This is a genomic window from Cupriavidus pampae (genome assembly GCF_914271485.1).
Classification (GTDB): domain Bacteria; phylum Pseudomonadota; class Gammaproteobacteria; order Burkholderiales; family Burkholderiaceae; genus Cupriavidus; species Cupriavidus pampae.
The window spans coordinates 295,547-309,686 of sequence record NZ_CAJZAG010000005.1; the positions used below are offsets into that span (position 1 = coordinate 295,547).

At 68.2% G+C, this 14,140-nt stretch carries 9 protein-coding genes; 7 read left to right on the forward strand and 2 right to left on the reverse strand.

All coding sequences use genetic code 11. The features are described 5' to 3' along the window. Positions 1-19 precede the first annotated feature (19 nt). A complete protein-coding gene (locus tag LDO41_RS14450; protein WP_223989251.1) occupies positions 20-1,402 on the forward strand; it encodes an MATE family efflux transporter in 1,383 nt (460 codons plus the stop codon). 242 nt (positions 1,403-1,644) lie between these two features. Here the strand turns inward: LDO41_RS14450 and LDO41_RS14455 are convergent, their stop codons facing one another. Next, entirely contained in the window at positions 1,645-4,455 is a 2,811-nt protein-coding gene (locus LDO41_RS14455) for a DUF6600 domain-containing protein (RefSeq protein WP_223989253.1), read from the reverse strand. 304 nt (positions 4,456-4,759) lie between these two features. Continuing rightward, positions 4,760-6,085 (reverse strand): putative bifunctional diguanylate cyclase/phosphodiesterase, encoded by a 1,326-nt coding sequence (locus LDO41_RS14460; protein WP_223989254.1) that lies wholly within the window; start codon positions 6,083-6,085, stop codon positions 4,760-4,762. 253 nt (positions 6,086-6,338) lie between these two features. Here LDO41_RS14460 and LDO41_RS14465 point away from each other — a divergent pair, with 253 nt between their 5' ends. From LDO41_RS14465 to cheB, 6 genes are read left to right on the forward strand one after another with little or no spacing between them, the layout of a single operon-like run. After that, positions 6,339-7,958, forward strand: a complete 1,620-nt coding sequence (locus LDO41_RS14465; RefSeq protein WP_223989256.1) for a methyl-accepting chemotaxis protein — start codon at positions 6,339-6,341, stop codon at positions 7,956-7,958. Positions 7,959-8,014: 56 nt separating this feature from the next. After that, positions 8,015-8,515: a chemotaxis protein CheW gene (locus tag LDO41_RS14470; protein ID WP_223989258.1), complete on the forward strand. Its 501-nt coding sequence runs from the start codon at positions 8,015-8,017 to the stop codon at positions 8,513-8,515. Then, a complete protein-coding gene (locus LDO41_RS14475) occupies positions 8,512-9,939 on the forward strand; it encodes a CheR family methyltransferase (protein WP_223989260.1) in 1,428 nt (475 codons plus the stop codon). Before LDO41_RS14470 ends, LDO41_RS14475 begins: the two co-directional genes overlap by 4 nt. Further along, complete coding sequence (locus LDO41_RS14480; RefSeq protein WP_223989263.1) at positions 9,932-10,699, forward strand: chemotaxis protein CheW; 768 nt, start codon at positions 9,932-9,934, stop codon at positions 10,697-10,699. The genes LDO41_RS14475 and LDO41_RS14480 overlap by 8 nt, the downstream gene beginning before the upstream one ends. Beyond that, positions 10,696-13,113, forward strand: a complete 2,418-nt coding sequence (locus LDO41_RS14485; protein WP_223989265.1) for a hybrid sensor histidine kinase/response regulator — start codon at positions 10,696-10,698, stop codon at positions 13,111-13,113. Before LDO41_RS14480 ends, LDO41_RS14485 begins: the two co-directional genes overlap by 4 nt. Then, the gene (gene cheB / locus LDO41_RS14490) at positions 13,110-14,132 is read left to right on the forward strand and encodes a chemotaxis response regulator protein-glutamate methylesterase (RefSeq protein ID WP_223989267.1); all 1,023 of its coding nucleotides are present in this window, start codon (positions 13,110-13,112) and stop codon (positions 14,130-14,132) included. Before LDO41_RS14485 ends, cheB begins: the two co-directional genes overlap by 4 nt. Positions 14,133-14,140 lie beyond the last annotated feature (8 nt).

Genomic DNA, 14,140 nt, shown 5'->3' on the forward strand with positions numbered 1-14,140 from the left:
TCCAATTCCGATACGCGGTATGACTGAACCGACTCCCGCCCCTGCTGCTGCCGCTCCCACTGCGCGTCCCAACGCACGCGCCGCGCGGTTGCTCAACGATCCCATCCTGCCGACGCTGCTGCGTCTGGCGGGCCCCAATATCGTGGTCATGCTCGCACAGGCGACGGCGAATTTCCTCGAGAGTTATTACGTCGGCAAGCTTGGCGTGCCCGCGCTGGCTGGGGCGGCGCTGGTGGTGCCGCTGGTCATGGCGATGCAGATGTTGTCTGCCGGTGCGGTTGGCGGGGCGATTTCGTCGGCCATCGCGCGGGCGCTGGGCGCGGGACGGCACGCGGAGGCGGAGGCGCTTGCGCTGCATGCCACGGTCATTGGCATCGTGTTCGGGGTGGTGCTCAGCGTGGCGATGCTTACGCTCGGCCCCTATATCTATAGTGCGCTCGGCGGGCGTGACAGCACGCTTGCGGCGGCGGTCACCTATTCCAATGCGGTGTTTATCGGCACCACGTTTCTGTGGCTGCTCAATGCGTTCGCCAGCATTCTGCGCGGCACCGGCAACATGATGCTGCCCGCGGCGGTGGTCACGGGCGGGGTGCTGGTGCTGGTGGTGGCGTCGCCGGTGCTGATCTTTGGTGCCGGGCCGATTCCGCCGATGGGCATTGCAGGGGCTGGGCTTGCGCTGGTTTGCTATTACGCGGTGGGTTTTGTGGTGCTGCTGGTGGCATTGCTGCGCGGCTATGGCGGCATTCGGCTGTCGTTTGCGCACCGGCTGCGGTGGTCGCTGTTTGCGGAGATTCTTGGCGTCGGTGTTTACGCCGCGGTGAATAGCTTGATGATCAACCTGTCTGTAATCACGGCCACTGCGATGGTTGGCATGCATGGGCCGCACGCACTGGCGGGTTTCGGGCTTGGCATTCGGCTCGAGTATTTGCTGGTGCCGCTGATTTTCGGTTTTGGTGCTGGCATGGTGGCGATGGTCGGCATGAACACGGGCGCGGGCCAGCATGCGCGCGCACGGCGTGTGGCGTGGACCGGGGCGTTGGTCGCCGCGGCGTTATGCGAGGTCATCGGCCTGGCCGCCGCAATCTGGCCGAGCGCGTGGTTGTCGCTGTTCACGCAGGATGACGAAGCGATTCGCATGGGCGCGGCGTATCTGCGCGCAGTGGCGCCAGCGTATGGGTTGTTTGGCCTGGGGCTGGCACTGTACTTCGCCGCCCAGGGCGCCCGCCGCCTCGGCTGGTCAGTCATCGCCGCGGTGTCGCGGGTGGCGGTGATTGTGGTGCTGGGGTATCTGACGCAGACGCTATGGCACGGGGAGCTTGGTGGGTTCTTTGCGGCGCTGGTAGTGGGGCTGGCGATTTTTGCGGCGCTGAACGCGGTGCCGTGGATCAGGCTGCGGAGTTGATATGCGTGCGCCCTCACCCCCGGCCCCTCTCCCTCGGGGAGAGGGGAACCAACCAGCGGCATATTTGGCGCGACCTAATCGCCGGTTACTTGCGGGCAAGTGTTGGCTCTGCAAACGCCATCGGTTGGCTCCCCTCTCCCCGGCGGGGAGAGGGGTCGGGGGTGAGGGGGGACCGCAATCACCAACTGTGTTCTCCCCTCTCCCTCGGGGAGAGGGGCCGGGGGTGAGGGCATCCCGGCGTATCAACGGCGATCGTCGTTGCGGGCCTGCTGGCCGCGCTGCTGCTGGAACTGGCGTTGCTGCTGTTGTTGCTGCTGCTGCTGATGCTGTAGTTGCTGTTGCTGCTGCTGGCGCTGCTGCTCGAATGCCTGTCGCTGCTGTTCCTGCTGCTGCCGCTGCATCGACATTTGCCGCTGTTGTTCCTGCTGCGCCCGTTGCTGTTCCTGTTGCGCGCGCTGCATCGCCGCCTGCTGCTGACTCTGCTGTTGCCGCTGCATGTCCAGCGCGCGCTGCTGATCCGCCTGTGCCCGCTGCATCGCCGCGCGTTGCTGTTCCTGCTGTTGCCGCTGCATGTCCTGCGCCCGCTGCTGATCCGCCTGCGCGCGCTGCATTGCCGCCCGTTGCTGGTCCTGCTGCTGTCGCTGCTGGTCCAGCGCCCGCTGCTGATCCGCCTGCGCCCGCTGCTGTGCCGCGCGCTGCTGATCCTGCTGCTGCCGCTGCATGTCCTGCGCCCGTTGCTGATCCGCCTGCGCCCGTTGCATTGCGGCACGCTGCTGATCCTGCTGCTGCCGCTGCTGGTCCTGCGCCCGTTGCTGGTCCGCCTGCGCGCGCTGCTGTGCCGCGCGCTGGTCATCCTGCTGCTGCCGCTGCTGCGCGAACGCACGCTGCTGATCCTGCCGCGCCCGCTCCGTGGCGGCCTGTTGATCGCCGAGCTGGCGCTGCTGCTCCATCTGCTGGCGCTGCAGTGCCTGCTGCGTCTGCCGCTGCATATCCAGCGACTGCCGCTGCATCTCCTGCAACTGCTGTTGCTGCTCGAACTGCTGCCGCTGCAATGCCTGCTGCTGTTGCCGCTGAAAATCCTGCGGCTGCCGCTGCTGGTCCTGCAACTGCCGTTGCTGATCGAATTGCTGTCGCTGCAGCGCCTGCTGCTGTTGCCGCTGAAAGTCCGGCTGCTGCCGCTGCTGCTCCTGCAATTGCCGTTGCTGCTCGAACTGCTGCCGCTGCATCGCCTGCTGCTGCCGCTGCGCCTCGGCCGGCAGCCCGCGCATCTGGTCTGGGCGCGTCGAATAGCTGCGGCTGTTATCGGCCCCCGGCGCCGCCACAAACCCCTGCTGCGACTGCCGATCCCGTGGCCGCTGCGCGGCCTGGCTAATCCGTACGTCCGAGTATTGCGCCACCGGCTGCGGCGCGCGGCCCGGCTGGCGTGTATCGGGCGTCTGCGGCCCCCGCCACGCCGGCCCCGCGCCAGCCGTACCCCCCTCGCGCGCAAAGCGCCGCGCCAGATCGTCGGTCCGCATACGCCCCGGCGCGCGCGCGGCAATCGCCTCGCGGTCGAAAGTCTGCCGTGCCTGCGGCGGCAAATTGCGCACCGGCGCACCGCCGATCAGGCTGTTCTTGACCGGCGCAATCGCCGGCCCGCCATGCACCTCGCCACCGGGAATCCGCCGCCACTCCTCGGCATGCGTCCCGCCGCGATAAGGCGCCGCAGGTCGCCCTTCGACAAACCCACGTGCCGGCATGCCGCTGATCGCGCCCGGCACGCCACGATTGAACCAGCGATCGCGATCACCCCGCCCGTTCCACTCACGCACAGGCCCGCGATTGATCCGTGACAGATACGTCGGACTCGACCGATAAATCGGCCGATAGCGTTCGCCCGGACCCAGCGGATACCAAGCCACGCCGGGCCCACCACCAATCCGGATCTGCGTCGAACCACCGCCGATAAAGCCGACCACCGCCGGCGCGTAATACGGCCGCACATTGGCCGGCCCCGGCACCCACCCCCAACGGCTGCCGACATGAGCCCAGCGTCCATAGTGCGAAGGCGCAAACCCCCACGGCGCGTCATCGACCCAGGTCCAGCCCCATGGCGCCACCCATGCCCACTGCCCCACGCTGTAAGGCGCCCAGTCCGGCGACACCGCGCGCGGGAACCACATCGCGCCATAGTCGGGGTCCTGTTGCCAGTCGCCATAGTCATCGAGCGCGGTATAGCCCGTCATGTCGCGCGGCACATACTGCGCCGCCACCGACCGGTCTTCCCGCGCATCGCGCTCGGCAACCCAGCGATCGAACGCATCGGTCGGCGCCAGGTTGCCCGCGCCAGCATCGTCCAGGTCGGTGCCCGTAAAGCGAATACGTTCGCCCCGCTCCATCTCGGATGAACGGTTATCGCCATACAGCACGGCGCGACCATGCCGCATCGTGACCGTGGTCGCGCTGCCATCGGGCGCGACGTCCAACCGATAATCGCCCACCTCCGTCGGCACGAACGCGAGATTCGGGGTATCGACTTCCACCGTCTGCCCCTGCGGCAACGCCCGCACGCGCAATTGCAGGGTGCCCTGCGTGAGCTTGACCTGCGTGGTGTCGTCATCGAGGTTGAGCACCGACACTGCGGTCGCCCCCGCCAGCCGCACCGCCGTGGAGCCCGCATGGAGTTCGGCGCGACCGCCCGGATCGACCCACAGCCGATCTCCAGTGGTCACGGGCCGGTTCAGGCCGGTGGCCGCCCACGTGTCGGAGCCCGCCGGCGCAAAACTGATATTGCCGGCCGCATCGGTCAGCGTGGCCACGCGCGAGGACGGGTCGGCTGCCAACGCCGCATTGTTGGGGTCTCCAAGCGGATTGCCCGAGGGGTCTCCCGGCGGCTGACCATAATCCTGACCGTATTGGCCCTGTCCCTGCGTAAACCCGTAGCCCGGCGGCGCCACGCCCTGCGCGACGGCCACGCCGGACACGGCGATCATGCTGGCCAGCACCGCAGGCGCGAGCCGCCATGCCGAGCGCGACGGGCGCAGGGAATCGATAGGAGAGGAAAAGGGGCGCATGCTTCGAAGTCTTGGTCAGGACCGCCCGACTGATCAAAACAATGGGCGGCAGTAGTATTGTCACCCTATATGCGGAATGGAGCGCAAGGCGCTAGCGCCCGGATGGACTTTGTAAGGGCGTATTTCCCCCTGAACGTGCGCATGAGCACAGGCTTACCCGCCAAGGCTGACCCCGGGCGGGTAGCCGGGTGACGACGCCGCGCGCGCACCAGCCACGCGGACGCACGCGGAAACAAGTCTTGCACTCGGAAAGACATTGACGACGCCTGCTGCGCTGCACCAAGTCGCAAGATTCAGCGCAAATTCAGCGCGGCTGGTTGCGCAGGAAGTCGGTCAGGCGGTCCGGCGCCATCGGCCGGCCATACAGGTAGCCCTGCGCCTCGTGGCATCCGTTCGCGAGCAGGAAGTCGCGCTGGCCCACGGTTTCCACGCCTTCGGCCACAACGCCGATGCCCAGGCTCTTGCCAACCGTGATCACCGAGTTGACGATCGCGGCATCCACGCCGTCATCGACGACATTGCGGATAAAGGACTGGTCGATCTTGAGCCGGTCGACAGGGAACGACTTCAGGAACGAGAGCGATGCGTAGCCCGTCCCGAAATCGTCGCAGGTCAGCGTCACGCCATCGCGGCGCAACGCCTGAAGCTGGTCCGAGACGTCATCGCCCTGCTGCAGCGCAATGGTCTCCGTAATCTCGATCTCGAGCAGCGCGGGCGGCAGTTCGAGCGCGCGCAGCACGTGACGGACCTCGGTCAGCAGCCGACTTTCGGCCAGCTGCGCGGCAAACAGGTTGATGGCCACGCGTGGCGCTTCGTCGCCAAACTGCAGCGACCACGCGCGCGCCTGCGCGCAGGCCGTATGCAGCAGCCACATGCCGACATCGCTGGCCACGCTGCTGGCGGCCAATGCATCGATAAACGCCGCCGGCGTCAGCAGCCCGAGCGTCGGATGACGCCAGCGCATCAGCGCCTCGGCCCCGAGCACGCGCCCATCGCGCAGATCGACCTGCGGCTGATACAGGAGCTCGAACTGCCGTTGGGCGTACGCCTCCCGCAGCGCCTGCACGAGCGACAGACGCGTGGTCACGTCCGTGCGCATCTGCGGCTTGAAGAAGCGAATGGTGCGGCCGCCGTCGTGCTTGGCCCGGGCCAGCGCCAGGCTGGAGGCAGCCAGCACGTCCGAGGCGGTATCCCCGCCAGCCGGCAGCACGCAGGCGCCCACGCTCGCCAGAACGTGGTGGCGCCGGCCGGCGATCTCGTACGGTGCGGACAGCATCGACTGGATCGCGGCACTCACGTGGCGCACCAAAGTGGGGTCAGAAATGGACGTCAGCAGGACGCCGAACTCGTCGCCGCCAACGCGGCCGATGACCGCATCGCGCGGCGAGGCATCCTTGAGGCGACGGGCCACATGCTGCAGGATCAGGTCGCCCTCGGCATGGCCGTGCATGTCGTTGAACGCGCGAAAATCGTCGATGCCCACAAGCAGCAAGGCGAAACGGGGCGACGCGTCTGCAAGACGCGTTTCCAGCCGCTTCAAGAATGCCTGGCGGGCGACCACGCCGGTCAGCGGATCGAGGTCCGCCGGCGGCAAGGCGCCAGTCGCCTTTGCCTCCGACTTGGCCACCATTCCTGCCCTATCTGTTGTGAATGACATTGTGCGCGCTTCAGCTATTTGGCAAGTGTGACGAAAACCATGGAAAAATCAAGCGTCTCAAATCGACGGCGCAACCGCGCAACGGCGCCGGGGCGCGGCTTGCGGGCGTCGTTGAAATGGGTTGGGGGTTCGCGTACCCTACGCCGCAACGTTCCGCCCGGTCAGAATAGTTACCCGGCGACCGGCCCGGGCCGCAAGAATCGACAGTCCTAACAAAGTCATCATCGTGAAGCACTGGACCATCCGCACCCGCATCCTGACAAGCTTTACCTTCATTTTGCTGGTCATGACGCTCATGGCCGTAGTGGCGTACGACCGCCTGAACAAGATCGATCACGAGACCACGGTCATGCGCACCGACGCGCTGCCGGGGCTGACCTACAGCGCCGGCCTGCGTGGCGTCTGGGGGGAGATCTACGTGCTCGCCTGGCAGACCGTGACCGCCGCCGACGAGGCCCAGCGGGGCCGGCTGCTGGCGCAGACCAAGGACACGATTCAGCGTTTCGATCGTTTGGAACAAATGTATGAGGCATCCATCGTGCGCGAGGAAGATCGCGTTCGATTCGAAGCGTTCAAGCAGATCCGGGCCAAATACGACCAGGCCGCCCTGCCCTACATGGACCCGCTGCGCTGGAAGGACACGGCCACGGCCGAGGCGGCGCTGCGTGGCAACGCCCACGATCTCTGGTTCGACGGCCGCAAGGCGCTGCAGCAGCTCGTTGACGACAACACCGCCGTCAACGACCGCGCCGCGGCAAGCATCGTCACCGCCGTCGATGCCGCCAAGATCAGCATCGAGGTGGCGCTGGGCATTGCCGTACTGGCCGCCGCGGTATGCGGCTACCTGCTGTTGCGGGCCATCACCGTGCCGATGCGCAGCATCGTCTCGCTGCTCACGGCCATGCGTGGCGGCGATCTGCGCCAGCGCATGAACCTCGCCCGCCGCGACGAATTCCTCGCGGTCGAGGAAGGCTTCAACCAGATGTCGGGCGAACTGACGTCTCTGGTGGGCCAGGCCCAGCGCTCGGCGATCCAGGTCACGACCTCGGTCAACGAGATCGCGGCCACCGCGCGCCAGCAACAGGCCACCGCGACCGAAACCGCCGCCACCACCACGCAGATCGGCGCCACCTCGCGCGAGATTTCCGCCACCGCGCGCGACCTCGTGCGCACCATCAGCGAGGTCTCGCACGCGGCCGAGCAGACCGCGGGTCTGGCTGGCACGGGCCAGGTGGGCCTGTCGCGCATGGAAACCACCATGCACCACGTGATGGACGCCGCCGGTTCGGTCAACTCCCGCCTGGCGACGCTCAACGAGAAGGCCGGCAATATCAACCAGGTAGTGACCACCATCGCCCGGGTGGCCGACCAGACCAACCTGCTGTCGCTCAATGCCGCGATCGAGGCCGAGAAGGCCGGCGAGTATGGCCGCGGCTTCTCGGTGGTCGCCACCGAGATCCGGCGTCTGGCGGACCAGACCGCCGTGGCCACGTACGACATCGAGCAGATGGTGCGCGAGATCCAGTCGGCGGTGGCTGCCGGCGTGATGGGCATGGACAAGTTCTCGGAGGAAGTCCGCCGGGGCATGTCCGAAGTCACGCAGGTGGGCGACCAGTTGTCGCAGATCATCGGCCAGATCCAGTCGCTGGCGCCGCGCGTGCAGATGGTCAACGAAGGCATGCAGGCGCAGGCCGGCGGTGCCGAGCAGATCAACCAGGCGCTGATGCAGCTGTCCGAGGCCGCGCAACAGACCGTGGAGTCGCTGCGCCAGTCGAGCCAGGCGATCGACGAGCTGACGCTGGTGTCCAACGAGCTGCGTAGCGGCGTTTCCCGCTTCAAGGTCTGAGCGCGGCGGCCTCAGCGCCGCCGCCTTCGTTACTCGTCCCGCAACAGTCGCCCGCGATGAAATTGTTCCTGCTGTTCCGCATCGGTTGCGACCACTACGCGCTCGACGCCGCCGAGATCGCCGAGGTGTTGCCGCTGACCGCGCTCAAGCAGATTCCGGGCGCGCCGGGCTGGGTCGCGGGGCTGATGGTGCGCCACGGCAAGCCGGTGCCGGTCATCGATATCGCCGCGCTGGCTACCGGCACTCCGGTGGTCCCGCGCACCAGCTCGCGCACGGTGCTTGTGCATTATCGTGGCCAGGATGGAGGCGGCCCGAACGACGGTAGCGAGGCCGCGCCTCGGCTGCTGGGCCTGCGGCTCGAGTTCGCCACGGAGACCTTGCGTTGCGACGAGCAGTCGTTCGTCGATGGCGGCATCGATCCGGGCACCGCGCGCTATCTCGGCCCGGTGCGGCACGATACGCGCGGACTGGTGCAATGGATTACCGTGTCGGCACTTCTGCCCGACGACGTGCGCGCGCTGCTGTTTCCCGAGGATGCTGGGGGTGTCCACGCATGACGGACCCCATCATGTTTGCCACGCCGATCGGCATCCAGATCGCCGCGCTGCTCAAGGAGCGGATCGGGCTCGATGCCGACACCGTCGGTCCTGGCACCGTGGCCCGCGCCGTGCGCGACCGCCAGCTCGCGGTGGGTGCGCACGATACCGCCGCGTACTGGAACGTGCTGCACGCCGCCCCGGACGAACTGCAGGCGCTGATCGAGGCTGTGATCGTGCCGGAGACCTGGTTCTTCCGCCACCGCGAGGCCCTGCTCGCGCTTGCGCGCGCCGCCGCGCAGCGTGTATTTGGCGGATCGGGTGAGACTGGCGCTGGCGGCAGCGGCATGGGCGAGCCCCCGCTGCTGCGCGTGCTCAGTGTGCCCTGTTCCACCGGCGAAGAGCCGTATTCGATCGCGATGGCACTGCTGGACGCCGGCATTCCGGCCGATCGTTTCCGCGTGGATGCCATCGATATCAGCGCCCGCTCGCTCGAACGCGCGCGCATTGGCCTGTATGGTCCCAATGCGTTCCGGGGCCTGCCGCTCGACTATCGCGACCGACATTTCACGCCGGCCTCGGCGTCGATTCCCGGCGGTTACCAGATCGATGCCCGTGTGCGCGCGCAGGTGCGACTGCTGCGCGGGAACCTGATGGACCCGCTGCTGCTGGCCAACGAACCGCCGTATCACTTTGTGTTCTGCCGCAATCTGCTGATCTATTTCGATGCCGACACGCAGCGGCGCACGGTGCGGACGCTGACACGACTGACCGTTGCCGACGGCATGCTGTTCGTGGGCCCGGCCGAGGCGAGTCTGCTCACGCGCGAGGGGTTGCGCGGCACCGGCGTGCCGCTGGCTTTCGCGTTTCATCCGGTGGCTGGCGATCCGCTCGCGGCGAGCAATGCGTCGTGGCCGCCGGTCTCTGCCGTGGCAGCCAAGGCATCCGGGCTGTTCGCGTCCTCGGTGGCGTCTGCGGCTCCGCCGCCTTCCGCGTCCGCGCGGAACATGCGCCCGGTAGCCGCGATGGCCGCGCGCACAACGGCGCCTCCGACAGCGACCGCGAGCATCGTCACCTCCGGCGGTGGTAGCAACAACATGGCAGAGCGCATCGCCGCTGCTGACCGCGCCGCCGTCACGGCCCTGATTGACATCGCCGCGCGTGCGGACCGGGGCGAGCTCGCGGAAGCCACCACCGCGTGCCTCGATTATCTTGACACGCACGGTCAATCGGCCGACGCCTGGTGCCTGCTCGGCGTGCTGCACGATGCGGCCGCGCGCACCAGCGATGCGCAGGCCGCCTATCGCAAGGCGGTCTACCTCGATCCCGGCCACGAGGAAGCGCTCTATCACCTCGCCGCCCTGCTGGACAGCGTGGGCGATGCGCCCGCCGCCACGCGTCTGCGCCAGCGCGCGCAGCGACATGCACGCTTGAACCATGGCTGAGCCCCACATCAACGTCCCCGACGCCCCGAGCGTGCTGAACGCAAGTGCCGACGCTATCGACGCCTGCTGGCGTCGCATCGGCATTTCCGGCGACGGCAGTTGCCCGGAGCTCGCCACGTACGTGCACTGCCGCAATTGCCCCGTGCACGCGCATGCGGCAGTCGCGCTGCTCGATGCCCTGGCCGTCGACGCGCCGATCGACGTGGCGCGGCTCGAAGCCGCCGCCGACGATGCTCGCAGCGCCGATGCGCGCGGTCGCTCATGCCTGGTGTTCCGCGTCGGCGACGAATGGCTGGCGCTGCCGACCGTCGTGCTCGGCGAAGTCACCGCACCGAGCCGCGTCCATTCGCTGCCGCATCGGCGCCACGCGGCCCTGCTCGGCGTGGCACCGGTGCGCGGCGCGCTGCTGCCATGTCTTTCGCTCGCGCTGTTGTTCGATGCGGGCGCCGCCGTTGATACCAGCGCCGGTGCCAATACCGATTCGCAGGCCGATTCGCAGGCCGATTCGCAGGCGGATTCGCAGCGCGCGGGGGGCGCCCGCTTCCTGATTCTCGGTCAGGGCCGCCAGGCGCTCGCCCTGCCAGTCGACGAGGTCGCCGGCGTGCACCGGGTGGCCACTACCGCGCTGCTGCCCTTGCCCGCGACCATCGCGCGCGCGTCGTCGCACTATACGGAGGCCCTGTTCGATCACGCTGGCCACACGATCGGTCTGCTCGACGCCGCCATGCTGCGTCAGGCGCTGTCACGGAGCCTGTCATGAACCCCGAACAGTTGCGCGATGCATCGATGCTCGAGCTGTTCGCGCTCGAGGCTGACTCCCAGGCGGAAGTCCTCAATGCCGGCGTGCTCGCGCTCGAGCGCGATCCGGTGGCGGCGGACCACCTCGAGGCATGCATGCGCGCCGCGCATTCGCTCAAGGGCGCCGCGCGCATCGTCGGCCTCGATGGCGGCGTGCGCGTCGCGCATGTGATGGAAGACTGCCTGGTGGCTGCGCAACGCGGTGGCCTGCTGCTGTCGGCCGCCCATATCGACGCCTTGCTCCAAGGCACCGATCTGCTGCAACGCATCGGCCATCCGCCCGGCGGCAAGCTCGACTGGTCCGAGACCGACGGCCGCGAAGAGATCGACGCGTTCGTCGCGCATATGGCCGCCGTGCTCGACGACACCGCCGCCGCGCCAGTGCCGCGTGTGCGCGCGCCGGCGGCTGGGGGCGTTCAGGCTCCCGCCGGCCCTGTGTCCGAGTCCGACCCCGCGACCACGCCTGCCATATTGCCAGCATCGGTGCAGCCGCGCGCGTCTGCGCACGACGGCGCGGCCGGAGCCGACCAGCCCGAGCCGGCAGGGACGTCAGCACCGACAGCGGCACGGCCCCACGCTACCCCGCGCGACGATGCGGCGTTCAGCGGCGAGTCCGACGGCACGCAGGAGCGCATGCTGCGCGTCAATGCCGACCGCCTCGACCGCGTGCTGACCATGGCAAGCGAGGCCATGGTGGAAACGCACTGGCTGCATCCGTTCGGCGTAGCGCTGCAGCAAACGCGGCGCCAGCAGATGCGCGCGATGCAGGCCATCGACGGCATGCAGGCGCTGCTGTCGAGCCCCGAAGCCAGCGTGGCGCGCATGGGTGCGGCGCTCGCCGAGGTTCGCCGCATGCTGGGCGACGCCAGCGATCAACTGTCCCAGCGCGCCGACGAGCTCGATCAGTACGACCATCGCGCCAGCCGGCTATCGCGCCGGCTCTATGACACCGCGCTCTCCTGCCGCATGCGCCCGCTGTCCGATGGCATCACCGGTTATGCGCGCATGGTGCGCGATCTCGGCCGCGCGCTCGGCAAGTCCGTGCACCTCGAACTCTCGGGCGAACACACGCAGGTAGATCGCGACATCCTCGACCAGCTCGACGCCCCGCTCGCGCACCTGCTGCGCAATGCGGTGGATCACGGCATCGAGAGCCCCGCCGTGCGCCGCGCCGCCGGCAAACCCGAGGAAGGCCGCATCTCGCTACATGCCCGCCATAACGCTGGCCGGCTCGTGATCGAGATCTTCGACGACGGCGCGGGCGTGGACTTCGACGCGCTGCGCGCAACCATCGTCCGGCGCGGCCTCGCGCAACCCGACACCGCCGCGCGCCTGTCGCAGGCGGAAATGCTCGAATTCCTGCTGCTGCCCGGTTTCAGCCTGCGCGAGACCGTGTCCGAGGTCTCCGGCCGTGGTGTCGGATTGGATGCAGTGCACGACATGGTGCGCGGCGTGCGCGGCAACCTGCGCGTGACGCAGCAGCCCGGCAGCGGCATGCACTTTCACCTCGAGCTGCCGCTCACGCTGTCCATCGTGCGCGCGTTGCTGGTCGAAGTCGCCGGAGAAGCGTATGCATTCCCGCTCGGCCATGTGCTGCGCGCCGCCAGCGTGCGTCGCGATGACATCGAGCAGATCGAATCGCAACAGCATTTCCGTCACGACGGCCGGCCAGTCGGTCTGGTCAGCGCGGCGCAACTGCTGCAGCGCCCCGAACGCGCGCATGACGACGCCGCAATGCCGGTGGTCGTGCTCGGCGAGCACGACCGTGTCTACGGCGTGGCCGTGGACCGGTTGCTCGGCGAGCGCACGCTGGTCGTGCAGCCGCTCGCGCCCGCGCTCGGCAAGATCAAGGACATCGCGGCCGGCAGCCTGACCGACGATGGCACACCTGTGCTGATCTTCGACGTGGAAGACATGCTGCGCTCGGTGGAAAAGCTGGTTGCCGATGGCCGTCTGTCCCGTGTGCGGCAGGTCGGTCCAGAGACCGCGCAGCTGCGACGCAAGCGCGTGCTCGTGGTCGACGACTCGCTGACCGTACGCGAGCTCGAACGCAAGCTGCTGGCGGGGCGAGGCTATGATGTCGCCGTCGCCGTCGATGGCATGGACGGCTGGAACGTCCTGCGCGCGGAGCAGTTCGACCTCGTCATCACCGACGTCGATATGCCGCGCATGGATGGCATCGAACTGGTTGGACGCATTCGGTCGGAACCGGGTCTGCAACAGCTGCCGGTGATGATCGTCTCGTACAAGGACCGTGAACAGGACCGCGAACGCGGCCTGCAGGCCGGCGCGGATTACTATCTGGCCAAAGGCAGTTTCCATGACGCGGCGCTACTCGACGCGGTGCAGGACCTGATCGGCGAGGCACGGGCATGAAGATCGGTATCGTCAACGATTCACCGCTGGCCGTCGCGGCGCTGCGCCGCGCGGTGTCGCTCGAAGCCACCCACGAGATCATCTGGGTGGCGGGCGACGGCGAACAGGCCATACGCATGGCGGCCTCGCGCACGCCCGACGTCATCTTCATGGATCTGTTGATGCCGGTGATGGACGGCGTGGAGGCCACGCGCCGCATCATGGCGGCCACCCCATGCGCGATCGTGGTCGTGACCACCGACCTCGGCCGCAACGCGGCGCAGGTGTTCGATGCAATGGGTCATGGCGCGATCGACGCGGTGGACACCCCTACTCTGACCGAACCCGACGCGCAACTCGTGGCAGGACCGCTGCTGCGCAAGCTGCGCAATATCGGCCGCCTGCTCGCGGGACGCAGCGCCATGCCACATGCGATCCGGCGCGCCACGCCGCTGCCGGCCGCACCGCGGCTGGTGGCGATCGGTGCCAGTGCGGGCGGCCCCGCGGCCCTTGCCTCACTGCTGGCGGAGATGCCCGAGAACTTTGGCGGCGCGGTCGTGATCGTACAGCACGTGGATGAAGCGTTCGCGCAGGGCATGGCGGAATGGCTCGACGCGCAATGCCCGTTGCCAGTGCGCCTGGCGCGCGCGGGCGAAACGCCGCAGACCGGCACGGTGATGCTGGCCGGTACCAACGACCATCTTCGCCTGGTCGCGGGCGCGCAGCTTGCCTATACCGCCGATCCTGCAGACTCGCTGTACCGACCCTCGATCGACGTGTTCTTCGAAAGCGTCGTGGAGCACTGGCGCGGCGAAGCGGTGGGCGTGTTGCTGACCGGGATGGGTCGCGACGGCGCGCTCGGCCTGCGCGCGATGCGCGAACGCGGATACCTGACGATTGCGCAGGACCAGGCGACCAGCGCGGTGTATGGCATGCCCAAGGCAGCGGCGGCGCTCGACGCGGCCAGCGATATCCTGCCATTGCCGCGCATCGCGGCGCGCTTGATCAAGGCCTGCGGCGGGGGACGCCCGACATGCTGATGACGCAT